Raw genomic sequence first — 23,250 nt, 5'->3', positions numbered from 1 at the left:
ACGTCGGATCCCGACGGATTCAGGATGCCGCGCGTCGCGCCCGGTCGAAGGGCCACCGCACGTGGGTCGCCGTCTCGCAGTGCTGCCAGAGGTCTGCACCGAGATCGGCCCCCCGCGACCGTCGCGACGGCGTCGCGGGGCGGGGCAGCCCGCGCGCAACGAGCGTGGGACCGTACATGGTGCCGCCCTCGGCCGTCGGATCGACCAGCGCACGCACCAGCGACCACGCGCCCTGCTCTTTCGACTGGGTGATGGGTGCCTGGAGATTGTCGACGAAACGCGACAGTCGGCTGGGTTCGTTGACACCCCGGATGCCACGCGTCCGGCCGCTCGTGGAGTAGCCGGGGTGGGCGATGAGACTCTCCACCGGCACACTGTGCGCGCGCAGGCGACGGTCGGCCTCGAGCCCGAGCGCGGTCGTCGCCGCCTTGGACTGCACGTACGCGCGCCACGGCGAGTATCCCTCGACGAGTTCGGGATCGGTCGGCACGTGGTTCCACAGCGAGGTCGACATGCTCCCCACCCACACCATCCGACCGCGCGCCGCGGCGAGCGGCTTGAGCATCTCGCCGGCGAGGGCGAAGTGTCCGAGCACGTTCGTGGCGAAGACCAGTTCGTGGCCACCGGCGGTCTCGCGCGTCTTCGGCGGGTGCACGATGCCCGCGTTCAGCAACAGGCCGTCGAGGCGCCCCCGAGCGCGCGCGGTCGCCGCGGCCGCCCGTACCGATCCGAGGTTGCTCGTGTCGAGCAGAAGCGTCTCGATCGAGGCATCCGGGTTCGTCCTCTTCACCGCCTCTTTCGCGGTCTGGAGCTTGTGCGGGCTGCGCCCGGTGAGCAGCACGTGCGCGCCGGCCGCGGCGATCTGCTCGCACGCGAAGAAGCCGAGCCCGCGCGTGGCGCCGGTGACGAGATAGGTCCGGCCCGAGAGGTCGGGCAGGTTCCGAGGGTCCCAGTCCGCGCGCGTCACCCTCCGACCCTAACGAGAGAAGTCGGCGGCGTCACGGGTGCATTCCCGATTCGGCATACCGGTGCGCGAGAAAAAGTTCGATGCGGGACGTGACGAATCCGTCGCTCGTTCCGTCTTCACTGTGAGCACACCCGCTCCGCCGCGAGAACGCAGGGTTCCGCGACGCCGACACACCCCGAGAGGAAATCGATCATGGGACTCGACGACAAGATCAAGAACGCCGCCCAGGACATCGTGGGCAAGGCGAAGGAAGCCATCGGCAACGCGACCGACAACGACCGGCTCGCGGCCGAGGGCAAGCTCGAGCAGACCGAGGCGCACGCCAAGAAGGCCGGCGAGGACGTCAAGGACGCGTTCAAGTAAGCCATGCGACCGACGGGAGGGCGCGGTGGCGGCCGGGCCCTCCCGTCGCCTGCCGGTGGCGCTGTCGGACGTCGCGGCTAGGCTGACCCCATGCGAACCCGTGCCGAGATCGAGTGCTGGCTCACCGACATGGACGGGGTCCTCGTCCATGAGAACACCCCCGTTCCCGGAGCAGCCGAGCTCCTGGCGCAGTGGCGTGCCGAGGGCACGCCGTTCCTCGTCCTCACGAACAACTCGATCTTCACACCGCGCGACCTGAGCGCGCGGTTGCGGGCGTCGGGACTCGTCGTCCCCGAGTCGTCGATCTGGACCTCCGCCCTCGCGACGGCCGACTTCCTGAAGTCGCAGATGCCCGGCGGCTCGGCTTTCGTCATCGGCGAGGCGGGCCTGACGACCGCGCTGCACGAGGCCGGTTTCATTATGACCGAGACGGCGCCCGACTACGTCGTGGTCGGCGAGACGCGCAACTACTCGTTCGAGGCGATCACCAAAGCGATCCGCTTCATCCGCGGCGGCTCGCGTTTCATCGCGACGAACCCGGATGCCACGGGCCCCTCGACCGAGGGCGTGCTGCCCGCGACCGGGGCGATCGCCGCGCTCATCACCAAGGCGACCGGACGCGAGCCGTACATCGTCGGCAAGCCGAACCCGATGATGTTCCGGTCGGCGCTGAACCGGATCGGTGCGCACAGCGAGAACACCGGCATGATCGGCGACCGCATGGACACCGACATCGTCGCGGGCATCGAGGCCGGACTCCACACCGTGCTGGTGATGACGGGAATCAGCGACGAGAGCGAGATCGAGCGGTACCCGTTCCGCCCCGATGAGATCCTCGGCTCCGTCGCCGAGCTCGTCCGCGACGAACCGATCGAGAGCGACCTCGCCGACGGCGAGGACGGGCTCGCCGAGGGCCTCTGACCCACCCCACGCCCGCTCCGTCAGGATGGACGCATGGACGACCGCACCCTCTGGCTGATCACGGCCCTCATCATTACGGCGGGCAGCCTGGTCGCCCTCCTCGTTCAATGGCGACGCTCACGCCGTGGCGGTGGTCGGCGCGACCCGTTCGACGGACCGGGCGACGGCCACGGCGGCGGGCCGGCGTGACAGATTCGCGCCCGTCCGGCACTCGACGGGTGACGCTCTCGCAGGTCGCGGAACGGGCGGGCGTCTCGCGGTCGGCGGTGTCGTTCGTGATGAACGGCCGGACCGACCAGAGACTGTCGGCCGACGTGTTCGAGCGAGTGCGTCGCGCGGCGGAAGAGCTCGGCTACCGCCCCAACCAGACGGCGAAGACCCTGCGTACCGGCCGGTCGGGGACCATCGCGCTCGTGTCGGACTTCGTCAGCAGCACGTCGTACGCCAACGCGATGGTGCGCGGTGCCATGCGGGCTCTGCGCGAGCGCGACATCCTGCTCTTCACCGTCGACACCGAGGGCGACCCCCAGGTCGAGGAGCGCCTGCTTCACAGCCTGTTCGGGCGGGACATCGACGGCGTCATCTACACCTCGATGTTCACGCGAATCGTCGACCCGCCGCCGCTCCTCGCGTCGACCCGCACCGTGCTGCTCAACTGCCGCGCGCGCGGCGGAGACGACGTGGCCGTCGTGCCCGACGAAGTCGAGGCCGGCCGCGAGGCAGCGCGCCTGCTCGTCGCGGCCGGGCACACCGACGGCATCTGGTTCGTGGGCGACCTGCCACCCGGACGGCGGGGAGGCCTGCTCTGGAACGAGTGGGGCCCACTGGCCCTTCCGGAGCGCCTCGAGGGGATCGAACGCGAACTCGCGTCGTCGGGCCTCTCGCTCGCGGGGCACGCGGCCGTCGAGGACGACTGGGATGCCCCGAACGGGCAGCGCGCCGTGGAACGACTGCTGGAGGACGGAGCGCGGCCCTCCGCCCTCATCTGCGTGAACGACGCGGTCGCCGCGGGCGCCTATCGGGCCCTGCACGCGGCCGAATGGCGGATTCCCGACGACGTCTCGGTCATCGGATTCGACGGCAGCCCCCTCGCCGGAATGCTGGAACCCTCGCTCACCTCGATCTCGCTCCCCCACGAGGATCTCGGCCGCCGGGCCGCGACCCTCCTCCTGTCGGACGACGCGACGCCGCGCGTCGAGCGCGTCCGCATGCCCGTGCACCTCGGTGCGTCGGTCGGCTCCCCCACGCGCTGAACCCTCGACGATTCTGTGCTTTACTCCTGCTGCTATATCGGTATAGCATCCCTCTGTCGGCCACAGAGGGTCGGCCGCTGGCGTCATCGACAAAGGAGTGCGACATGACCCACACCCCCTCCCGTCTCTCGCGGGCTCCCCACGCCTGGTGGGTCGGCTTCGTCTGCGGAATGGCGACCTTCGTCGACACCGCGGCGACCACCGGCATCGCCGTCGCGCTCGTGCTGTTCCAATCCATGGCGCCCGGGGCACCCGGACTCACGCCGGATCAGATCGGGCTGCTCACCGGCGTGCTGACCGCGGGCGTCGCGGTGGGTTCGCTCGTCGGCGGCCGACTGGGCGACCGCCTCGGCCGACGCCGCGTATTCCTCGTGACCATGGCGCTCATCGTCGTCGGCTCGCTCACCCCGTTCTTCGGGGTCTCGTTCGAGATCCTCCTCCCCGGCATCGCGCTCATCGGCCTCGGAGTCGGCGCCGATCTGCCGGTCGCCCTCGCGACGATCTCCGAAGCGGCAACCGATCGAAACCGCGGGAAGATCCTGGTCTTCTCGAACCTCCTCGGGGGTTTCGGCATCCTGATGGCCGTTCTGATCGGCATCTTCTACGGCTCGCTGGGCCCCGTCGGCGGACAGATCATGTTCGGCGCCTTCGGCGGGATCGGACTCGTCGTGCTGGCACTTCGTCTGACCATCCCGGAGTCGGCGATCTGGCTCGCCGCCCGCGACGAGCGTCGCGCGGGAGTGCAGACAGTCCGGGCCGAGCGCACGCGCCTGCGGGACTTCGGTCGCACGCCCTACCGCCGCCCCTTCGTGACGCTGCTCGTCTACTACACGCTCGCCTCGCTCGCGATCAGCGTCGCGGGAAGCTTCGGCACCTTCGTCGCGGTCAACGTGGCCGGCATCCCGGTCAACGAGTACCAGGGCTGGACCCTGCTCGCGATGCCCGCCGCGATCGTCGGCGCCGTCTGGTTCATGAGCGTGGCCGACACCCGGTTCCGCATGAACTGGTTCGTGATCGGCGCCGTGGGCGTCGTCGTGGCCAACCTCGTTCCGGTCGTGTTCGGGTTCACGCTGCCCGCGCTGATCGTCTCGGTCGTCGGGTCGACGTTCGCCGGCGCGTTCTGCTTCGAGACGATCATGAAGGTGTGGACGCAGGAATCGTTCCCCACGATGATGCGCTCCACCGCGCAGGGCACGATCTACGCGGTCGCACGCTTCGCGACCGCCGGACTCAACGTCGTGACCCCCGCCCTGCTCGCCCTGAACCCGTCGGGCGTGTACGTCGGCGTCTCGATCATCGCGGCCCTCGGCTTCCTGATCGGGTGGATCGGATTCCGGCGCGCCACGCGATCGTCCTTCGACGTCGAGAGTGAACTCGTCGCCGACGCGTCCGCGACCGACCGCCCCGCGCCCGCCACGCCGGCGACCGCCTGAACCCGAAAGACCCCGATGATCCTGCAGCCCTTCGACGTCTCCGTCCGTGGTCTTGCTCTGCGCGGCGTGCACTACCGACCCGATCGCGACGGCGACGCGCCCACCGTCGTGCTGTTCCACGGCTTCGGAGGCTCGCGGGTCGAGACGACCGGAGTGTTCGTCACCCTGGCCCGCGCCCTCACCGCGCGCGGGCTCGGGGTGATCGCCTACGATCGCGCCGGGCACGGCGAGAGCGACGGCGACTTCTTCGACACGACCGTCTCGGGCGACATCGCCGACGCCCACCTCGTGCTCGAGGCCGTGCGTCGGAGGGAAGGAGTGGATGCCGAGAACCTCCACCTCGTCGGAATGAGCCTCGGCTCGGTCGTGGCATCCGTCGTCGCCTCCGAGAACGAGCACGCCTTCCGCTCTCTCACGATGTGGTCCACCGCGGCGCTGTTCGTCGACGAGATCAGCGGCGGCACCCTGCAGGGACGCTCGCTCGAGGGCCTCGCCCGCGACGGCTTCTTCGACTTCCTGGGGATGCGACTGGGGCCGGCGCTGCGCGACGACGCCGTGACCTTCGACGTCTACGGTCGTGCGGCGGGCTACGACGGTCCGGTCCTGCTGCTGCACGGGACGGACGACTTCATCCCCGTCTCGTACGCCGAGCGCTACCTCGCGGCCGACGTCTTCGGCGATCGCGGCCAACTCGTCGTCGTCGACGGCGCCGATCACGGGTGGGCGCAGCTTCCGCAGCGCGACGACCTGATCGCGCGCACCGTCGCCTTCATCACGGCGAACGCCCGATGACCCCCCGGGGCGAGGTCGTCGCTCTCGACGGCGGCCGCGTGCGGATCGTCGGGCACCTCGACACGCTGCGCGACCGCGGCATCCGTCCGGTGCGCATCCCCGTCGCGGCCTGGCCGCATTTCCCGCCCGCCGGCGAGAACCTGCGCGCGGTGTCGATGCAGGCGAGCGGCGTGCGGATCGCGCTGGTCACCGCGGCGACCCGTGTCGAGCTGGACGTGGTGTGCACGCGCTTCCAGGTGCAGGACTTCCTCGGCGCGCGCAACGCGTTCGTCGCCGAGATCGACGGGAAGCCGCACGCGCATGTCGAGTCGCCGGTGAACGGCATCCTCCACGTGCCGCTCAGCGCCGACGCGCAGCGCACCGAGGAGTTCTCGCCGTCGTCGGTCGTCGTGTTCGACGATCTCCCCAAGGGCGAGAAGACCGTGACGGTGTGGCTTCCCCAGGGCATGATCGTCGATCTCCTCGACGTGCGGGCGAATCGGCCGATCGAGGCTCCGGAGCCCTCGACGCGTCCGGTGTGGGTGCACCACGGCAGCTCGATCAGCCACGGAGTCGAGACGCCGCTGCCCACCGGCACCTGGCCCGTCGTCGCCGCCCGCACAGCCGACCTCGACGTGATCAACCTCGGCTTCGGGGGCCAGTGCATGCTCGACCCCTTCGTCGCCGACGCCATCGCGGCGACCCCGGCGGACGTCATCTCCCTCAAGGTGGGCGTGAACATCGTGGGCGCCCGGTCCATGGATCAGCGCACCTTCGCGCCGGCGCTGCACGGGTTCCTCGACCGGGTGCGGCGGGGGCATCCCGAGACCCCGATCGTCGTGGCATCCTCGATCCTCTGGCCCGAGAGCGACGAACGTCCCGGCCCCTCCGACGTGGAGTTCCTCGATGACGGCATCCGATGCTTCACCGCGGGAGACCCGGCCGACATCGCGAAGGGCGCGCTCACGCTCGCGGAGTCGCGGCGTCACATCGCGGGAGTCGTCCGCACCCGCGCGACCGCGGGCGAGGCGATCCACTACCTCGACGGGCTGGCGCTCTACGGCCCGGACGACGTCGCCCGCTTCCCGCTCCCCGACGGGCTGCACCCCGACGAGGCGCTGTACCGCGAGATGGGCGCGCGCTTCGCGGCCCTGGCGTTCGGCCCCGACGGGCTCGTCCCGCGCGAGAGCCTCGGCGACTGAGCCGTTACTGCGGCTGGAGGCCCAGGTCGTCGAGATCGATGGATGCCAGCCACCGCAGGCCCTCCGCCTCGATCGCCGCCTGAGCGCCCGTCTTGCGGTCGACGATCACGGCGACGGCGACGACCTCGGCGCCCTCGCGGCGCAGGGCTTCGACGGCCTTGAGCGCGGACTGGCCGGTGGTGGAGGTGTCTTCGACCACGACGACGCGCTTGCCCTTGACGTCGGCGCCCTCGATCTGGCGGCCGCGGCCGTGGTCCTTGGGCTCCTTGCGCACGACGAACGCGTCGAGCGGGTGGCCGGCGTGCACCGACTCGTGCATGACGGCGTTCGCGATCGGGTCGGCGCCGAGGGTCAGTCCGCCGACGGCGACGACGCCGTCGAGGTCCTTCACGAGATCGAGCACGAGGCGGCCGATCGCGGGGGCAGCGCGGTGGTCGAGCGTGAGCTTGCGCATGTCGACGTAGTACGTCGCCTTCTTGCCGCTCGAGAGGGTGAAGTCGCCGTGGAACACCGCCTCGGCTTTGATGAGGCCGATGAGGGCCTGGCGGTCGGCTTCGAGCTCGGGCGTTGAGGCGGCGGTCACGCGATCGATTCTATTGGCCGATGTCGGCGCGGCCGAGGGATGTCACCGCGCGGAGCTTCGGCATCCGTCCGGCCGGGGATGTCGCGGCGCGGAGCTTCGGCATCCGTCCGGCGGAGTTCGTCGGCGACACGCCGCGGCCGCGCCGCCTCGAGCGGCGTGTCGGGCACGAACTCCGCGCGACGGCACGGGCCCGACGCGACGGCACGACAGCCCACCCGACCCACCTCCACGAGACCGACGATGTCCCCGCCCGAAAGTAGGCTGGATGCCATGCGCCTGGCCACCTGGAACGTCAACTCCATCCGCGCCCGCGTCACCCGCACCGTCGAGTTCTGCGTGCGCGAGCACATCGACGTGCTGGCGATGCAGGAGATCAAGTGCAAGACCGAGCAGTTCCCCTATGCGGCGTTCGAAGAGGCCGGGTACCACGTCGCCGCGCACGGACTGAACCAGTGGAACGGTGTCGCGATCGCGAGCCGCGAGCCGCTCGAAGACGTCGAGATCGGCTTTCCCGGCATGCCCGGTTTCGAGAAGGGCAAAGAGGGGCCCGACCTCCCGCAGGAGGCGCGCGCGATCGGCGCCACCGTCGACGGCGTGCGGGTGTGGAGCCTGTACGTTCCGAACGGTCGCGGACTCGACGACCCGCACTACACCTACAAGCTCGACTGGCTCGAGAAGCTCCGCCAGTACACGGCCGAGACGCTCGCAGAGAACCCCGACCTGCCGCTCGCGCTGACCGGCGATTTCAACATCGCCCCGACGGATGCCGACAACGGCGACCCCACGGTCGTCGAGGGCGCGACCACCCACGTCTCGCCACCCGAGCGTGCCGCCTTCGCCGCCTTCGAGACGGCCGGGCTGACCGACGTCGTCCGTCCGCTCATCCCCACCGGCTACACGTATTGGGACTACAAGCAGCTGCGCTTCCCCCGCAACGAGGGGCTGCGCATCGACTTCATCCTCGGGTCGCGCGCGTTCGCCGACGCGGTTCAGGGCGCCGAGATCCACCGCAACGAGCGGAAAGGCGAGGTCCCGAGCGACCACGTCCCGGTCGTCGCCGACCTCGACCTGACGGATGCCGGAGACGACGACGATCTGCCGATGATCTTCGGCTGAGCCCCGGGGTGTGGCATCCGACTGACGGCACGCCGCGCCGACGCGCGCGCTCCGACCAGGGCACCGGAATCGGACCGGCGCGACAGAATCGGACGGATGCCGCCACGGCATCCGAATCCGATGTTCCCCTCCGATTCTGGTGAGGCGCCCGCAAGCAGCACGGCCCCCGGTAGGGCGCCCGCGCCTGCCGCGCGCGCTCCGACCAGGGCACCGGAATCGGACCGGCGCCACAGAATCGGACGCACACCCCCATGAGATCCGAATCCGTTGCATCCCTCCGACTCTGCCGAACCGCCCGCACACGGGCCCCGGAACTTTTTCCCGGGGCCTGTCGATTCCGCCCGTCGCCGTTCGACGCGATAGTAGGGGCAGGCATCCGCAGCCCTCGAAGCAGAGGAGAGAACCCACCATGACGAAGTACATGCTGATCATGCGCGGCACCGACGAGGCATACGCGGCGTACAAGAAGATCCCGTTCGAGCAGATCATCAACGACATGGGCGCGTACAACGAGTCCATGATCAACGCGGGCGTGCTCGTCGCCGGCGACGGCCTGGCCGAGGACATGAGCCAGAACTTCGTCGTCGAGTTCGGTGGCGAGGAGCCGGTGGTCACCGACGGCCCCTACGGCGAGACGCACGAGCTGTTCAACGGCTTCTGGATCATCGAGGTGTCCTCGCGCGACGAAGCGATCGAGTGGGCGCGCCGAGCACCCCTCATCGCCGGCAACAAGCTCGAGGTGCGCCGCGTGACCGACGAGACCGACTTCGCGGCGTTCGCCGACAACGAGTACATCCAGAAGGAGGAGGGCTGGCGCGAGGAGCAGGCCTCGCGGTGAGCTCCGACCCCGACCTCTCGCGCCGCGTCGCGGCGATCTGGCGCATCGAAGGTGCCCGGATCGTCGCGGCGCTTGCCCGCGTGGTCGGCGATCTCGCGACGGCCGAGGATCTGGCTCAGGATGCCGTGGCCGAAGCGCTCGTGCAGTGGCCGCGGGACGGCATCCCGAACAATCCGGGGGCGTGGCTCACCGCGGTCGCCAAGCGCCGGGCGATCGACGGGTGGCGACGGCAGCGGAACCTCGACGAGAAGTACCGGCTCATGGGTGCCGATCTCGACGAGATCTCGGATGCCGAGTGGCAGCCGATCGACGACGACGTGCTGCGGCTCGTGTTCGCGGCGTGCCACCCCGTCTTGTCACGCGAGGCACAGGTCGCACTGACCCTGAAGGTCGTCGGCGGTCTCGACACGGAGGCGATCGCACGACTCTTCCTCGTTCCGGTGCCGACGATGCAGCAGCGGATCGTCCGGGCGAAGAAGGCGCTGACGGCCGCACGCGTGCCTTTCGCGGTCCCCGAGCCGGCGGAGTGGCCCGCGCGACGGGGCGCGGTGCTCAGCGTGATCTACCTGATCTTCACCGAGGGGTACGCCGCGAGCGGCGGCGACGCCGTGCTGCGCACCGAGCTCGCGCACGAAGCCGTGCGACTCGGACGCGTGGTCAACCGGCTGATGCCCCGCGAGCCCGAGGCACTGGGGCTGTCGGCGCTCATGGAGCTGCAGGCCTCACGCTTCGCGGCCCGCGTCGACGCGAACGGGGATGCCGTGCTCCTCGCCGACCAGGACCGGCGGCGTTGGGATCACTCGGCGATCACGCGCGGGCGGGCGCTCCTCGATCGCGCGGACGCGATGGGGAAAGGCCGAGGGCCGTACCAGCTGCAGGCGGCGATCGCGCTGTGTCACGCCGAGGCGTCGAGCGTGGAGGCGACGGACTGGGACCGCGTCGTCCTGCTGTACGAGATGCTCGGCCGCGTGGCACCGAGTCCCGTGGTCGAGCTCAATCGCGCGGTCGCCGTGTCGATGGCATCCGGACCGCTCGAGGGACTCTCGATCGTCGACGACCTCGCCGACGCCGGGGTGCTGAAAGGGTCGCACCTCATCCCGTCGGTGCGCGGAGAACTGTTGGCGCGGCTAGGGCGCCACGACGAGGCGCGGGCGCAGCTGCTCGAGGCCGCCGATCGCACCCGGAACGAGCGCGCCGCAGCGCTCCTACGGCGCAAGGCCGAGGCTCTGGGGCGCTGAACCGAAGGACGCGGGGGCGGCTGAGCGCGACGACGGCGAGGCCGAGGCGAACCCCGACCCCGCCGTTGCGCGGGCGTCAGACCGCGGGGACCTCGGCGGGAGCCGTGCGCTGGATGAGCGTGACGAGCGCCTCGATGATCGAGCGGAGGAACGCGGCGGTGCCCTCGTCGGTCACGGTGCCGTCCTCCTCGAAGAGGCCGGGGGTCGACTGGATGTAGCCCTCGGGCTGGCCCAGGACGAGGGCGTTGTAGTGCAGGAGCACGGAGCGGAGGTGCTGCTGGCCCGCAGCGGTGGCGATGCCGCCCTGCGAGGTCCCGATCACGGCGGTCGGCTTGTCGTTGAACGACGCCTCGCCGTAGGGACGCGCCGACCAGTCGAGCGCGTTCTTGAGCACGCCGGGAATCGAACGGCTGTACTCGGGGGTCACCACGAAGACGCCGTCGGCATCCTCGATCGCCTTCTTGAACTCCTTGGCGACCTCGGGGAAGTTCCCGTCGTAGTCGGGCGAGTAGAAGGGGAGGTCCTTGATCGGGATCTCCTTGAGCGTCACGCCCTCGGGCGCGACCTTCTCGAGGGCCTTCGCCAGGCGGCGGTTGATCGAGGTGCTGGAGATGCTTCCGACGATGTAGCCGATCGTGTAGTCGGTCACGGTGATCCTCTCTGGGGACGGAGGGCGGCGCGCGCCCGGGTACATTCACCTGCAAGCATCGACGGTGAACCTGTATTCCCCCTCCCCTTGACTCCGTCCCGAGGGGGATGCAGCTGGCTGAGGTCCCCCGTAGCGTGAGGGGATGCCACCGCTCACCCGCACGTTCACCCGTGAGCTCACCCCCACTCAGCGACGCAACGACATCGTGCTCGCGATCATGCTGCTGCTCGGCGGGTTGCTCAGCGCCGTGCTGTCGGCGGTCTCGGGCCTCTACGGCGACAAACAGGCGTCGCTCGCCCTCGCCGTCGGATATGTCTTCGTGCTCGCCCTGCCCATCGCGGTGCGGCGGCGATGGCCGTCGGTCACCGCCGTCGTCGTGTCGGTCGCGTACTTCCTCGCGGTGACCCTGCGGATCCCCGAGATCTACGCCGGCAACATCGCGATGTTCATCGCGCTGTACACCGTGGGCGCGTGGGAGCAGAACCGGCGGCGCGCGACGATCGTGCGGATCGCGATCATCGTCGGCATGTTCACGTGGTTGTTCGTCGTGATGTTCCAAGACGCGACCCAGCCCGTCGATCCCTCCGTCGAGGGGGCGTTCTCACGCGCGGGAGCCTTCTCGCCGTTCGTCGCCTACCAGTTGCTCATGATCGGCGTGAACGCGCTGTTCTTCGGCGGGGCGTACTACTTCGGGAACCGCTCCCACCAGCAGATGAGCGAGCGCGCCGCGCTCGAGGAGCGCACCGCGGAACTCGAAGCCGAACGCGAGGTCACCGCGGCGCAGGCGGTCGCGCTCGACCGTGTGCGCATCGCGCGCGAGCTGCACGACGTCGTCGCGCACCACGTATCGCTCATGGGCGTGCAGGCGGGCGTTGCTCGAGCGCTGTCGACCAAGGACCCCGACCGAGCGCGCGAGGTGCTCGCGGGCATCGAGGACTCCGCGCGGACGTCGCTCCACGAGCTGCGCCAGCTGCTCGAGACGCTCCGCGCCCCCGGTAGCGAGTCCGACCCCGACACCGCGCCGACCACGCACGGTCTGACCTCGATCGCGGCGCTCGTCGACGAAGCGACGGCCGCGGGCCTTCCCACCACCTTCACCGCGATCGGCGAACCCGCGCACGATCCGCCCCCGCTCGTGCAGGTGAACCTGTACCGCATCGCGCAAGAGGCTCTCACCAACGCGCGCCGGCACGCCGGCCCCCATGCCACCGCCGACGTCCGCCTGCGATTCGATCCGGATGCCATCGAGCTCGAGGTCTCGAACACGGGCCGCGCGGGCTCGAGAACGCCGGGGCTCGGTCAGCTGGGCATGCGCGAACGCGCGGCCGTCTCGGGCGGCACGATCGAGATCGGACCGCGCTCCCGCGGCGGCTACCTCGTTCGCGTGCGCGTCCCGGCCGTGCAGAACGAGGTGGCCCATGTCTGAGCTGCGGGTCCTCCTGGTCGACGACCACGCGATGATGCGCGCGGGCTTCCGCACGATCCTCTCGCTCGAAGACGACATCACGGTCGTCGGCGAGGCCACGACCGGCCGCGAGGCCATCACCGCGGCGGCGGAGCTGCGTCCCGACGTCATCTGCATGGACGTGCAGATGCCCGACATGGACGGCCTCGAGGCCACGCGACTCCTCACCGCCGACCCCGCCTCGGACGCCGCGATCCTCATCGTCACGACGTTCGACCGTGACGACTACCTCTTCGCCGCGCTGTCGGCCGGAGCGAGTGGATTCCTGCTGAAGAACGCCGGCCCGGAAGAGCTCGTCTCGGCCGTGCGCGTCGTCGGCGCCGGAGACGCTCTGCTCGCGCCCGAGGTCACCCGCCGCGTCATCGAGCGCTTCGCCTCGGGACGCTCGCCCGAGCCCGCGGCATCCGTCCCTCCCCCGCTCACGCTCGCGGAACCGCTGACCGAGCGCGAGTCGGAGGTTCTGAGACTCGTCGCCGAGGCCCTGAGCAACGCCGAGATCGCCGCGCGACTGTTCATCGGCGAGGCGACGGTGAAGACGCACGTGTCGAACGTGCTGCAGAAGCTCGGCGCGCGCGACCGGGTGCAGGCCGTGGTGTTCGCGCACCGGCACGGCCTGGCCTGACGGCGCCCGGTCCCTCGACGAGCTCAGGGACCTCCGGCTGCCCTCCCCCGAGAGGCGGAGGCGACGACCCCACCCGCGGCGGAGGTGCCGTGGCATCCGGATCCCTAGCGTGGGAAGCATCGAGAAGAAGGGATGCACCGTGCTCCAGTTGGACGGCATCACCAAGAGCTACGGCGGTCGCCGCGTGCTCGACGACGTGAGCTTCACCGTCGCCCCCGGGCGGCTGACGGGGTTCGTCGGCGGCAACGGCGCCGGCAAGACCACGACCATGCGCATCGCCCTCGGCGTGCTCGGAAAGGACGCCGGTTCGGTCGTGCTGAACGGCTCACCCGTCACCACGTCCGACCGCCGCCGCTTCGGCTACATGCCCGAGGAGCGCGGGCTGTACCCGAAGATGAAGGTCGCCGAGCACATCGCCTACCTCGCGCGGCTGCACGGCTTCGGCAAGGCCGAGGCCACCGCCAAGGCGACGGCCCTTCTCGAGCGCCTCGGACTCGGCGAGCGCCTCGGCGACCTCGTCGAGACGCTCTCGCTGGGCAACCAGCAGCGCGCGCAGATCGCGGCATCCCTCGTCCACGAGCCCGACGTGCTCATCCTCGACGAGCCGTTCTCGGGCCTCGACCCGCTCGCCGTCGACGTCGTCGCCGGGGTGCTGCAGGAGAAGGCGGCCGCGGGCGCCGCGGTGCTGTTCTCGTCGCATCAGCTCGACGTCGTCGAGCGGCTGTGCGACGACCTCGTCATCATCGCCGGCGGCACGATCCGCGCGGCCGGGACCCGCGAGGGCCTCCGGGCCGAGCACGCCACGCACCGCTACGAACTGGTGTCGCGCGGCGACGCCGGGTGGCTGCGCGACGAGCCGGGGGTGACGGTCCTCGACTTCGACGGGGGCTACGCCCTGTTCGACGCCGCCGACGACGCCTCGGCCCAGCGCGTTCTGCAGGGGGCCGTCTCGCGCGGCGACGTCGTGAGCTTCGCTCCGCAGAGACCTACCCTCGCCGAGATCTTCAAGGAGGTCATCCAGTGAGCACCACGACCCCGACCACGCACCGCGCCCCCAGCGACCTGCAGAGCATCTGGCTCGTCGCCGAACGCGAGATCGGCTCGAAGCTGCGCAGCAAGGCGTTCGTCATCTCGACGATCATCCTCGTGCTCGCCGCCCTCGCCTCGGTCGTCTGGGGCGGTTTCGCCGCGAACAACCTCTCGGGAAGCGGCATCCCGGTCGCCGTCACGGCGCAGACGCAGGCGGCGGTCGAGGGACTCGACGGACTCGAGGTCACCGTCGCCGACAGCGACGACGCGGCCACGGCCCTCGTCGAGGACGGGACGGTGGATGCCGCCCTGGTGTCGGGTTCGTCGGACGCCTCGTTCGACTACACCGTCGTCGTGAAGGACTCGGTGCCCTCGACCCTTCTGCAGATGCTCAGCGAGACGCCCCCCGTTCAGGAGCTCGAGCCGGGAGCTGGCGCGGCGAGCGCGCTGCGCTACTTCATCGCCCTCGCGTTCGGGCTCGTGTTCCTCATCGCGGCGTCGACCTTCGGCGGCACGATCGCGCAGAGCGTCGTGGAAGAGAAGCAGACACGGGTGGTCGAGATCCTCATCTCGGCGATCCCCGTGCGCGCACTGCTCGCCGGCAAGGTGCTCGGCAACACGGTGCTCGCGATGGCGCAGATCGTGCTCCTCGCCGCGGTCGCGGTGATCGGCCTCGCCGTGACGGATCAGGCCGGGGTGCTCAGCGCCCTGGGCGCCCCGATCGCCTGGTTCGCGATCTTCTTCCTCTTCGGGTTCGTGCTGCTGGCGTCGCTGTTCGCCGCCGCCGCCGCGATGGTCTCGCGTCAGGAGGACATCGGGGCCACCACGACCCCGATCACGATGCTGATCATGGCGCCGTACTTCCTCGTGATCTTCTTCAACGACAACCCGGTCGTGCTGACGATCATGTCGTACGTGCCGTTCTCGGCGCCGGTGGGGATGCCGCTGCGCATGTACCTCGGTGACGCGCAGTGGTGGGAGCCGGTGCTGTCGCTGCTCGTCCTCATCGCGTCGTGCGTCGCGGCGATCGCCATCGGCGCGCGGATCTACCAGAACTCCCTCCTGCGGATGGGGGCGCGCGTGAAGCTCGCGGAGGCGCTGAAGGGCTGAGGTCGGCGCGCCGCGGCGAGGAAGGGGGAGGGATGCCAGGGCTTCGGCATCCCTCCCCTCTTCCCTCCCCTCCTCGCCGTGTTCTCACGGGGCGATTAGGCTCTTTCGGTGCTCCGCCTTCTTGCTTTCGCCGCGCTGGGGGCAGCGATCGGCGGTCTCGTCGTCTCGCTTCTGGGGAATCCGGACCCGGGGATGCTCATCTTCGGCATCGCCATCGGGGTCTGTATCGCCGCGACCACCGTCTCGCGGCTGGGCGGGGGGCTCGCTGCTGCGCTCCCCTCCCCTGCCGCCGTGCAGGAAGCCCGCGATGCCCGGCGTCTCGGACGCGCGCGCATCGACGCGGTGCGCCAGACCGGCACGTTCGTCAACGAGCAGCCCGTGTGCGACATCGACGTCACGGCGGTCTCGCTCACGGGGGACGCGTGGGCGACGACCATCCGCAGGCTCGTGCCCCTGACCGAGCTGCCCGCCTACCAGGCCGGCCTCGAGCGCGACGTCGCGATCCTCCTCGAGGGCGGGCCCGAGATCGCCTTCGCCGACGGGGAGCTCTCGCCCGCCGAGATCGCGCGCCTCGTCGTCCCGCCCCGTTCCGAGGTCGACGTCCGCCCGATTCCCCCCGGGACGCGCATCGACAAGGGTCGCCGCCGCGGACCGCTGATCGGCATCGGCCGCCGTGGACGGCCCCTGCGCCTGGCGGTGTTCACGCTCGTCGCCGTGCTCGCGGGTGCCGTCGTGGTGCTGCCCTTCCGCGAGGCGGTCGGGCTGACCCTCGACGCCTGGTCGGACGGCCGGTGGAGCGTCGACATGCGGCACCCCGACGCGCTCAAGACCGCCGAAGGGGCGCTCCAGGACGCGATCGGGCACGACCGGGTCGTGTCGATCACGGTGATCCCGGATGCCGTCATCGTCGACGCCCCGATCCGCGTCGGGGCCGTCGAGACCGACGAGTGGACCTACCGCGGCGGCGTCGTGAGCCACGACGGGGCGGCTCACAGTCAGCCCGAGCTCGCGGAGGAGCAGTTCTCGTGGTCGGACGTCGCCCTCGACCGGCTCTGGCCCGCGATGGAGCAGGCGTCCGCCCAGAGCGGGCTTCCCACCGACGGTGCGTCGGCTCGCATCGAGCGCGCGACCGACGACGATGTCCAGAGCCCGACGTTCATCCGCAACGTCGGCGCGCCGGAGATGTCCTTCGGGCTACGCGACGACTACCGCGACGCGTTCTTCCGCCTCGACGCCACCGGCACCGACCTGCAGCCGGCCGGCTGACGCGGCGTCACTCCTCGAGGACCGCGAGCACGTTGCCCGCCGGGTCGCGGAACCACGCGATCAGCGGTCCGCCCTCGCGCATGATCCCGCGCGAGTCGGTGGGGAAGTCCGCATCGTCGTAGATCTTCGTCTCGACGCCGCGCGCCCGCAGGTCGTCGACGGCCGCCTCGACATCCGCGACGGGGAAGTTCAGCACCGTGAACGACGCGGGCGTGTGGTTCGGCTTGCCGTAGACGAGCACGCTCCCGCCCGAGGCGAGCTGGAGCGACAGGAAGCCCGAGCCGGCCAGAACCTCCACGGTGAGGCCGAGCGTGTCCGCGTAGAACCGATGGGCGGCGTCGAGGTCGTCGACGGCGAAGCCCGGGAAGGCACCGGCAGGGTCGAACATGGGGTCTCCTTCGTTCAGCGCGCCACGAATGCCGTGACGCTGTCGGACAGACGGATCGGGATGCCATCGACCCCCGACGAGACGGGCTCGCCGATCGCGACGGTGAGTCGGTCGTCGATGCCGAAGACAGCGGCCCCGACCTGCGCTCCGCTCGCGCATCCGGCCGACCAGGGACGGTTCTCGGTGGAGGTGAAGGTCGCGATGCAGCGCCCATCGCCGTCGTCCGGCCGGGCGAGGTAGATGCGGAAGTCGCTCACGGTCGCGATGTAGCGCGTACTCGCCGGGTCGATGCCGCTGTCGCTCAGGATCTCGGCCGAGATGACGTCTTCGGCCGTCTGCGGGAAGGTGAGCTCGGGCAGGCTCGCCTCGGCGGGATCGGCGGTGGCCGCGGTCGACGGCGGGGCCGCGAACGTGGAGCCGATCGCGACGCCGAGCCCGACGAGGGCGACGGCGGCGACCGCGCCGAGCGCCCACCGGAGGGCCGGACGACGGGCGGCCGGTTCGGCGACCTCTGCCACGGGGGCCGGGGGCTCGGCATCCGGTGTCTCGGCGGGAGGATCTTCCGCGACCGTCGGACGTCGCGTGCTCTCCTCGAGCTCGGCGAGCCGGGCGATCATCGCCGGCGTGGCGGCGGCACCGTCGACGCCGTAGACCTGCTCGCGCAGGCGGCGCAGCTCGACGTCGTCGTCCATGCGATGACTCTAGGGCCGCGCGGTGGGGGCGAGGGCGGTCTCACCCGCCCCGTGCGCGAGGTCCTTGAGCCCGTCGAAGGGACCGGAGGCCTCGACAGGCGCAGTCACCCGCGGCGGGGGGGGCGGGCTCAGCGCGGAGCCGTGGCATCCAGGGCGTCGGCCGCGCCCACGAGCGCGAGATGCGACAGGGCCTGGGGGGTGTTGCCGGCCTGCCGCTTCGTCGTGGGGTCGTACTCCTCCGACAGCAGACCGAGGTCGTTCGCGACCGCCGTGAGGCGCTTCATCAACCCCACGGCCTCGTCGCGCCGCCCGCTGTGCGCGTACTGCCCGACCAGCCAGAACGAGCACGCGAGGAAGGGATGCTCGTCGCCGCTGAGCCCGTCGACACCGGTGGTGCGGTAGCGCAGGAGCCACCCGTCGGGCATGAGCGTCTCTTCCATGCGCGCGACCGTGGCGAGCATGCGCGGATCGTCGTAGGCGCAGAAGCCCACCTGCGGCAGCACGAGCAGCGAGGCGTCGACCTCGTCGGTGTCGAAGTGCTGCGTGAACCAGCCGCCTTCGTGCACACCGCGGGCATCGATGTCGGCGCGCACACTGTCGCGCAGCGCGCGCCACGTGTCGACCTCGCCCTCACGACCGCCCTCTTCGACGGCCCGGATGCCACGGTCGAACGCCGCCCACACCATCGCCCGGGAGTGGGTGAAGTAGTGCGGCTCACCGCGCATCTCCCAGATGCCGAGGTCGGGCTTGTCGACCTCGCCCGCGAGCTGGTTCAGCAGGGCGCGCTGGAGCGACCACGAGAAGGTCGTCTCTTCGACGCCGGCGTTCCGCGCGGCCTCGAGGGCCACCATGACCTCGCCGATGACATCGGCCTGGTACTGCGTGACCGCCCCGTTGCCGATCCGCACGGGCGCGGCCCCGCCGTACCCCGGAAGACTCGCGATCTCGCGCTCGGGCAGATCGCGCTCCCCCGCGATGCCGTACATGATCTGCACGTCGGCGGGATCGCCCGCGATCGCCCGGAGCAGCCACGTGCGCCAGTGCTGGGCGGCATCCAGGTATCCGTGGTCGATGTAGGCGCTCAGCGTGAGCGCGGCGTCGCGCAGCCACACGTAGCGGTAGTCCCAGTTGCGGGAGCCGCCGAAGGCCTCGGGGAGCGACGTGGTCGCGGCCGCGACGATGCCGCCGGTCTCGGAGTGCGTGAGGGCGCGCAGCACCATGAGCGAGCGGGTGACGAGCGCCGCGTGCGTGCCGGCGGACTGCACGCGGTCGGCCCACGCGGCCCACCATTCGCGCGTGCGTTCGAGGGCCGCCTCGACGTTGAACGCCGCGGGGGCGGCCTGCCACGACGGGCCCCACGAGAGCACGGAATCGACGCTCTTCCCGGCCGCCGTCGTCCACCGGCCGCGATGTGCGGTGTCGACGGCGATCAGGCGCGGACCCCGGATGACGACGGCATCGGGACCCGCGACGGCGAGGATCGCGTGTTCGCCGCCCTGTCCGATCTGCTGGACCCACGGGACGGCGCGCGCGTAGTCGAAGCGCAGACGGACCTCGCTGACGAAGTCGACCTCGCCCGACACCCCGACCACGCGGCGGATCACCGCTTCGACGCCCTCGTCTACCGGCATCGCGTCGTAGACGTCGGCGACACCGGTCGTTGTCTCCCAGCGCGTCACGAGGACGAAGGTGTCGCCGTCGTAGCGCCGGGTCGCCCGGGCCTCGGGATCGGCGGGGCGCAGCGACCACCGCCCGTGCGACTCGTCGCCGAGGAGGGCACCGAGCATCGACCCGCTGTCGTACCGCGGCAGGCAGAGCCAGTCGATGCTCCCGTCGCGGGAGACCAGGGCTGCGGAGCGGCAGTTGCTGAGGACCGCGTAGTCCTCGATCGGAGTGGTCACCCTCGGATCATGGCAGGTGCCGCCGACATCGTGGCAGAACATCTCGATAGTGGCATCCATGCGCGCGCTGCAAGCATCCCGAGGATGTCGGAGCCGAGCGCTACGGTTGCCCCATGGCGGCGGACACGACCCTGATCATCCTGGGCGCCTCGGGCGACCTCACCTCTCGACTGCTCCTCCCGGCCCTCGGCCAGTTGCTCGCGCGCGAGCCGAAGCGCTCCATCCGCCTGCACGGCGCCGGCATGGACGACTGGACCGACGAGCACTGGCGCGAGGTCGTGAAGAAGGCCTTCCAGACGATGGATGCCGAGGCCGCCTTCGACCAGGTCTCGGCGACGACCTACTCGCGAGCCGACATCACCAAGGCCGCCGACCTGCAGACGCTCCTGGACGACGCCGAAGGACGCCCGGCGCTGTACTTCGCCGTCCCCCCGGCCGTGACCGAGAAGTCGTGCCTCGCCCTCGCCGACGTCACGATCCCCGCGGGCACGATCCTCGCGCTCGAGAAGCCCTTCGGCACCGACGAAGCCAGCGCCCACAAGCTCAACCAGCAGCTCGCGACCCTCGTCCCCGAAGACCAGGTCTTCCGCATCGACCACTTCCTCGGTCGATCCACGGTGCTCAATCTGCTGGGCGTGCGCTTCGCCAACCGTCTCATCGAGAGCGTGTGGTCGGCCGACGACATCGCGACCATCACGGTCGACTTCCCCGAGAAGCTCGGCCTCGAGGGCCGCGCCGGGTACTACGACTCCGCGGGAGCCCTGGTCGACATGATCCAGAGCCACCTGCTGCAGGTCATGGCGTTCGTCACGATGGAGCCGCCGTCATCTCTCGACCAGCTCGACCTGCGCGACGCGACGTCGGCCGTGCTGCGCGCAACGCACGTGCTCGACGACGACCCGGTCAAGAACTCCCGCCGCGCCCGCTACACCGCGGGCGAGGTGGGCGAGCGGCACTTCGTCTCGTACGTCGACGAGCCCGGCGTCGACCCGTCGCGCAACACCGAGACGCTCGCCGAGATGACCGTCGAGGTGCGCACCGCGCGCTGGCAGGGTGTGCCCATCACGCTCCGATCGGGCAAGGCTCTGGATGCCGGAGACCCGGCCGTCACCGTCACCTTCAAGCCCGTGCGGCACCTTCCGGGCGGATTCGTCGGCGAGAGCGACCCGTCGAAGCTCGTGTTCTCGCTCGGCCCCGACACGATGAGCCTCGAGCTCAACGTCAACGGCGCCGACGACCCGCTCGAGCTCGAGCGCGTGACCCTCGACGCCGACCTCGGCGAGGGCGCGCTCAAGGCGTACGGCGAAGTGCTCTCGGGCATCCTCGACGGCGACGCGATGCTCGCCGTCCGCGGCGATGCGGCCGAGCAGTGCTGGCGCATCGTGCAGCCGGTGATCGACGCGTGGCGCCAGAACGAGGTGCCGCTCGACGAGTACGCGGCGGGGAGCGCCGGCCCGGCTTCCTGGAGGGACTGAGGGTCGAGCCGGTGGCCGGGTGTCGAGCCGGTGACCCTGTGTTGATCGGATGACCAAGGGAGGGCCTGGGACGAACGGAGGACCCTCGGGCCCGAGGCATCCTCCTCTCGTCCCTCACCCTCCGCTCGTCACGGACGCGTGCGTGACAGACGCGGCCACGGGGCCGGGGTCGGGGCGGCAGCGTCAGCGCGCTCGTCCTCCGCGGGTGGCACGGTTGCGGCACGGTGCCGAGCCGTCGATCATCGACGCGCGCGGGGCGCGGCATCCTGAAATCTCTCTATGAGGGCGCGACGCACGACGTCACATGGGAACATCTCGTGCGCGCGTGGCGTTCACTGGTTCGGGTCAACGGCGTCCCGGCTCAGTTTTCTTTCCACAGGAGGACCCATGTCTCTCGTTCTCGATCGCACCGCCCCCACTGACGCTCCCATCCTCGACGTGCTCGCCGAGCGCTGGAGCACCCGCGTCTTCGACCCCGAGACGCCCATCGACGAAGCCGCGCTGCGTTCAGCCCTGGAAGCCGCCCGCTGGGCACCGTCGGGCATGAACCACCAGCCGTGGCGCCTCATCGTCGCCCGTCGCGGCGGCGACGCGCACGCCCGCGTCGTGTCGGCCCTGATGGGCTTCAACCAGGCATGGGCTCCGGCCGCCGGCGCGCTGATCGTCGTCCTCGCCGAGACCGAGACCGCCGAGGGCGAGGCACGCCCCTGGGCACTGTACGACGCCGGTCAGGCCGCCGCGCACTTCACCGTGCAGGCGCACACCGAGGGTCTCGCGACGCACCAGATGGGCGGCTTCGAGGTCGATGCCCTCCGCGCGGCCTTCGACATCGAGCCCCGCTTCGTGCCGGTGACCGTCATCGCCGTGGGAGCCCTCGGCGACGTCGACGCGGCCGAAGAGGGCCTGCGCCAGCGCGAGCTCGCGCCGCGCGAGCGCCGCACGATCGCGGAGTCGCTGCTCGTCGACGCCTGACCACGACACCCGCCGACACTCGTTCGCCCCTGCACCCGAAACCGCGGTGCCGGGGCGAACGTGCTCGGCCCGATGAGCAGGGAGAGTCGACGCGGACTCGGCATCCCGAGGCGATCGCGCGGGGTCGGTGGCGGGCCGCGCTCACCTGTCGTCGGCAATCTGGCGTTCACAAGGGCGACTTACCATCGCCTACGTGACGACCTCTTCGCCCACCGAAGCCGGTGCACCGGAATCACAGCCCATCGCGATCGCGCAGGCTCAGCGCGGACGCGTACGGTGGCGACGCGTACGTCGGGTCAGCGTGGCACTCGCCGTCGTTTTCGCCGCGATCGTCGTGGCGGGGCTCCCCCTCTACGTCTTCCCCCCGCAGGGCGATCCCACCGATGCGAGCCTCGTGTACGTCATCGGACCGCCCCAGCAGCAGCGAATCGATCTCGGTGAGACCCTTCGCGACGCCGATAGCAACCTGCCGATGTTGATCTCCGTGTCGGGTTCCGCAAAGGGGCATGGGGACCGCGCCTTCGACGCCTCTCAGATCGACGCGTGTGGCGAGCCCGAGGTCACCTGCAAGCGGCCGGACCCGTTCACCACCGCCGGCGAGGCCAAACTCCTCACCGACTACGTTGCGAGCCATCCCAGCGACAAGACGGTCGTGATCACCTTCACCCCGCATGTCGCCCGCACGCGGTACATCTTCGAGAAGTGCTACGGGGGCGACGTCACCGTGATGGGTGTCGACACGAACATGTCGCTGTACGACTGGGCGTTCCAGTACGCGTACCAGACCGCGGCGTTCGTGAAGGCCTGGCTCACGCCCTGCCCGTGACGAAACGGGGCGACTGATGCAGGAGCCGCCGGGACGGCCGCACCCCATAAACGCGATCCGCTCACAGAAACGCGAGCACACCGCGTTTACGTGAGTGGATCGCGTTTATGCGCGGGGGCGCGCACACGGAAGGGGGATGCCACGCACACCGCGTGGCATCCCCCTTCCGT

The 23,250-nt window shown here is 70.6% G+C and carries 24 protein-coding genes; 18 read left to right on the top strand and 6 right to left on the bottom strand.

The window, feature by feature from the left end:
• Positions 1–19 precede the first annotated feature (19 nt).
• Positions 20–967, bottom strand: coding sequence for an SDR family NAD(P)-dependent oxidoreductase (locus tag NS283_RS02270; protein WP_058595265.1), 948 nt, complete (start codon positions 965–967; stop codon positions 20–22).
• A gap of 192 nt (positions 968–1,159) precedes the next feature.
• Here NS283_RS02270 and NS283_RS02265 point away from each other — a divergent pair, with 192 nt between their 5' ends.
• The 7 genes from NS283_RS02265 (at position 1,160) to NS283_RS02240 (ending at position 6,910) form a co-directional block, all read left to right on the top strand.
• Positions 1,160–1,330: a CsbD family protein gene (locus tag NS283_RS02265; RefSeq protein WP_058595264.1), complete on the top strand. Its 171-nt coding sequence runs from the start codon at positions 1,160–1,162 to the stop codon at positions 1,328–1,330.
• Between the two features lie 90 nt (positions 1,331–1,420).
• The gene (locus NS283_RS02260) at positions 1,421–2,251 is read left to right on the top strand and encodes an HAD-IIA family hydrolase (protein ID WP_058595263.1); all 831 of its coding nucleotides are present in this window, start codon (positions 1,421–1,423) and stop codon (positions 2,249–2,251) included.
• Positions 2,252–2,284: 33 nt separating this feature from the next.
• The gene (locus NS283_RS19155; protein WP_241490354.1) at positions 2,285–2,440 is read left to right on the top strand and encodes a hypothetical protein; all 156 of its coding nucleotides are present in this window, start codon (positions 2,285–2,287) and stop codon (positions 2,438–2,440) included.
• 29 nt (positions 2,441–2,469) lie between these two features.
• Complete coding sequence (locus tag NS283_RS02255; protein WP_241492171.1) at positions 2,470–3,504, top strand: LacI family DNA-binding transcriptional regulator; 1,035 nt, start codon at positions 2,470–2,472, stop codon at positions 3,502–3,504.
• Positions 3,505–3,608: 104 nt separating this feature from the next.
• Positions 3,609–4,937: an MFS transporter gene (locus NS283_RS02250; protein ID WP_058595261.1), complete on the top strand. Its 1,329-nt coding sequence runs from the start codon at positions 3,609–3,611 to the stop codon at positions 4,935–4,937.
• 15 nt (positions 4,938–4,952) lie between these two features.
• A complete protein-coding gene (locus NS283_RS02245) occupies positions 4,953–5,729 on the top strand; it encodes an alpha/beta hydrolase family protein (protein WP_058595260.1) in 777 nt (258 codons plus the stop codon).
• The gene (locus NS283_RS02240; protein WP_058595259.1) at positions 5,726–6,910 is read left to right on the top strand and encodes a GDSL-type esterase/lipase family protein; all 1,185 of its coding nucleotides are present in this window, start codon (positions 5,726–5,728) and stop codon (positions 6,908–6,910) included. Before NS283_RS02245 ends, NS283_RS02240 begins: the two co-directional genes overlap by 4 nt.
• Positions 6,911–6,914: 4 nt before the next feature.
• On the opposite strand, the gene pyrE is transcribed toward NS283_RS02240, so the two are convergent.
• Entirely contained in the window at positions 6,915–7,493 is a 579-nt protein-coding gene (gene pyrE, locus NS283_RS02235) for an orotate phosphoribosyltransferase (protein ID WP_058595258.1), read from the bottom strand.
• 270 nt (positions 7,494–7,763) lie between these two features.
• On the opposite strand from pyrE, the gene NS283_RS02225 reads away from it, so the two are divergent.
• The 3 genes from NS283_RS02225 to NS283_RS02215 all read left to right on the top strand — a co-directional run bounded on the left by NS283_RS02225 (position 7,764) and on the right by NS283_RS02215 (position 10,685).
• A complete protein-coding gene (locus NS283_RS02225; RefSeq protein ID WP_058595256.1) occupies positions 7,764–8,609 on the top strand; it encodes an exodeoxyribonuclease III in 846 nt (281 codons plus the stop codon).
• A 409-nt stretch (positions 8,610–9,018) separates the two neighbouring features.
• Positions 9,019–9,447, top strand: coding sequence for a YciI family protein (locus NS283_RS02220; protein WP_058595255.1), 429 nt, complete (start codon positions 9,019–9,021; stop codon positions 9,445–9,447).
• The gene (locus NS283_RS02215) at positions 9,444–10,685 is read left to right on the top strand and encodes an RNA polymerase sigma factor (protein WP_058595254.1); all 1,242 of its coding nucleotides are present in this window, start codon (positions 9,444–9,446) and stop codon (positions 10,683–10,685) included. The genes NS283_RS02220 and NS283_RS02215 overlap by 4 nt, the downstream gene beginning before the upstream one ends.
• A 76-nt stretch (positions 10,686–10,761) precedes the next feature.
• Here NS283_RS02215 and NS283_RS02210 read toward each other — a convergent pair whose 3' ends face one another.
• Positions 10,762–11,334 (bottom strand): NADPH-dependent FMN reductase, encoded by a 573-nt coding sequence (locus NS283_RS02210; RefSeq protein WP_058595253.1) that lies wholly within the window; start codon positions 11,332–11,334, stop codon positions 10,762–10,764.
• Positions 11,335–11,476: 142 nt separating this feature from the next.
• On the opposite strand from NS283_RS02210, the gene NS283_RS02205 reads away from it, so the two are divergent.
• The 5 genes from NS283_RS02205 (at position 11,477) to NS283_RS02185 (ending at position 16,826) form a co-directional block, all read left to right on the top strand.
• Entirely contained in the window at positions 11,477–12,760 is a 1,284-nt protein-coding gene (locus NS283_RS02205) for a sensor histidine kinase (protein ID WP_058595252.1), read from the top strand.
• Positions 12,753–13,421 (top strand): response regulator, encoded by a 669-nt coding sequence (locus NS283_RS02200; protein WP_058595251.1) that lies wholly within the window; start codon positions 12,753–12,755, stop codon positions 13,419–13,421. The genes NS283_RS02205 and NS283_RS02200 overlap by 8 nt, the downstream gene beginning before the upstream one ends.
• Positions 13,422–13,560: 139 nt before the next feature.
• Positions 13,561–14,445, top strand: coding sequence for an ABC transporter ATP-binding protein (locus NS283_RS02195; protein ID WP_058595293.1), 885 nt, complete (start codon positions 13,561–13,563; stop codon positions 14,443–14,445).
• Entirely contained in the window at positions 14,442–15,560 is a 1,119-nt protein-coding gene (locus tag NS283_RS02190; RefSeq protein WP_058595250.1) for an ABC transporter permease, read from the top strand. Before NS283_RS02195 ends, NS283_RS02190 begins: the two co-directional genes overlap by 4 nt.
• A 108-nt stretch (positions 15,561–15,668) precedes the next feature.
• Complete coding sequence (locus tag NS283_RS02185) at positions 15,669–16,826, top strand: hypothetical protein (protein WP_058595249.1); 1,158 nt, start codon at positions 15,669–15,671, stop codon at positions 16,824–16,826.
• Positions 16,827–16,833: 7 nt separating this feature from the next.
• On the opposite strand, the gene NS283_RS02180 is transcribed toward NS283_RS02185, so the two are convergent.
• The 3 genes from NS283_RS02180 to NS283_RS02170 all read right to left on the bottom strand — a co-directional run bounded on the left by NS283_RS02180 (position 16,834) and on the right by NS283_RS02170 (position 19,807).
• Complete coding sequence (locus NS283_RS02180) at positions 16,834–17,214, bottom strand: VOC family protein (protein ID WP_058595248.1); 381 nt, start codon at positions 17,212–17,214, stop codon at positions 16,834–16,836.
• A gap of 14 nt (positions 17,215–17,228) precedes the next feature.
• Positions 17,229–17,906 carry a hypothetical protein gene (locus NS283_RS18550; RefSeq protein ID WP_058595247.1) on the bottom strand — a complete coding sequence of 226 codons (678 nt, stop codon included), beginning with the start codon at positions 17,904–17,906 and terminating at the stop codon, positions 17,229–17,231.
• A 128-nt stretch (positions 17,907–18,034) separates the two neighbouring features.
• The gene (locus NS283_RS02170; RefSeq protein ID WP_206542531.1) at positions 18,035–19,807 is read right to left on the bottom strand and encodes a glycoside hydrolase family 15 protein; all 1,773 of its coding nucleotides are present in this window, start codon (positions 19,805–19,807) and stop codon (positions 18,035–18,037) included.
• A gap of 113 nt (positions 19,808–19,920) precedes the next feature.
• Here NS283_RS02170 and NS283_RS02165 point away from each other — a divergent pair, with 113 nt between their 5' ends.
• The 3 genes from NS283_RS02165 to NS283_RS02155 all read left to right on the top strand — a co-directional run bounded on the left by NS283_RS02165 (position 19,921) and on the right by NS283_RS02155 (position 23,080).
• Entirely contained in the window at positions 19,921–21,282 is a 1,362-nt protein-coding gene (locus NS283_RS02165; RefSeq protein ID WP_058595245.1) for a glucose-6-phosphate dehydrogenase, read from the top strand.
• Between the two features lie 387 nt (positions 21,283–21,669).
• Entirely contained in the window at positions 21,670–22,254 is a 585-nt protein-coding gene (locus NS283_RS02160) for a nitroreductase family protein (RefSeq protein WP_058595244.1), read from the top strand.
• Between the two features lie 193 nt (positions 22,255–22,447).
• Positions 22,448–23,080, top strand: a complete 633-nt coding sequence (locus tag NS283_RS02155) for a YdcF family protein (protein ID WP_153001400.1) — start codon at positions 22,448–22,450, stop codon at positions 23,078–23,080.
• Positions 23,081–23,250 lie beyond the last annotated feature (170 nt).

It is taken from the genome of Microbacterium testaceum (assembly GCF_001476285.1).
GTDB classification, from domain to species: domain Bacteria; phylum Actinomycetota; class Actinomycetes; order Actinomycetales; family Microbacteriaceae; genus Microbacterium; species Microbacterium testaceum_B.
Note: the sequence above shows the minus strand (reverse complement) of the source record. Positions and strands in the feature narration are given on the sequence as shown.

What these genes read in the sequence shown, in the direction of transcription:
- NS283_RS02265 (WP_058595264.1), top strand. Translation starts at nt 1,160, where the DNA reads ATGGGACTCGACGACAAGATCAAGAACGCCGCCCAGGACATCGTGGGC.
- NS283_RS02260 (WP_058595263.1), top strand. Translation starts at nt 1,421, where the DNA reads ATGCGAACCCGTGCCGAGATCGAGTGCTGGCTCACCGACATGGACGGG.
- NS283_RS19155 (WP_241490354.1), top strand. Translation starts at nt 2,285, where the DNA reads ATGGACGACCGCACCCTCTGGCTGATCACGGCCCTCATCATTACGGCG.
- NS283_RS02250 (WP_058595261.1), top strand. Translation starts at nt 3,609, where the DNA reads ATGACCCACACCCCCTCCCGTCTCTCGCGGGCTCCCCACGCCTGGTGG.
- NS283_RS02245 (WP_058595260.1), top strand. Translation starts at nt 4,953, where the DNA reads ATGATCCTGCAGCCCTTCGACGTCTCCGTCCGTGGTCTTGCTCTGCGC.
- NS283_RS02240 (WP_058595259.1), top strand. Translation starts at nt 5,726, where the DNA reads ATGACCCCCCGGGGCGAGGTCGTCGCTCTCGACGGCGGCCGCGTGCGG.
- NS283_RS02225 (WP_058595256.1), top strand. Translation starts at nt 7,764, where the DNA reads ATGCGCCTGGCCACCTGGAACGTCAACTCCATCCGCGCCCGCGTCACC.
- NS283_RS02220 (WP_058595255.1), top strand. Translation starts at nt 9,019, where the DNA reads ATGACGAAGTACATGCTGATCATGCGCGGCACCGACGAGGCATACGCG.
- NS283_RS02205 (WP_058595252.1), top strand. Translation starts at nt 11,477, where the DNA reads ATGCCACCGCTCACCCGCACGTTCACCCGTGAGCTCACCCCCACTCAG.
- NS283_RS02200 (WP_058595251.1), top strand. Translation starts at nt 12,753, where the DNA reads ATGTCTGAGCTGCGGGTCCTCCTGGTCGACGACCACGCGATGATGCGC.
- NS283_RS02180 (WP_058595248.1), bottom strand. Translation starts at nt 17,214, where the DNA reads ATGTTCGACCCTGCCGGTGCCTTCCCGGGCTTCGCCGTCGACGACCTC.
- NS283_RS18550 (WP_058595247.1), bottom strand. Translation starts at nt 17,906, where the DNA reads ATGGACGACGACGTCGAGCTGCGCCGCCTGCGCGAGCAGGTCTACGGC.
- NS283_RS02165 (WP_058595245.1), top strand. Translation starts at nt 19,921, where the DNA reads ATGGCGGCGGACACGACCCTGATCATCCTGGGCGCCTCGGGCGACCTC.
- NS283_RS02160 (WP_058595244.1), top strand. Translation starts at nt 21,670, where the DNA reads ATGTCTCTCGTTCTCGATCGCACCGCCCCCACTGACGCTCCCATCCTC.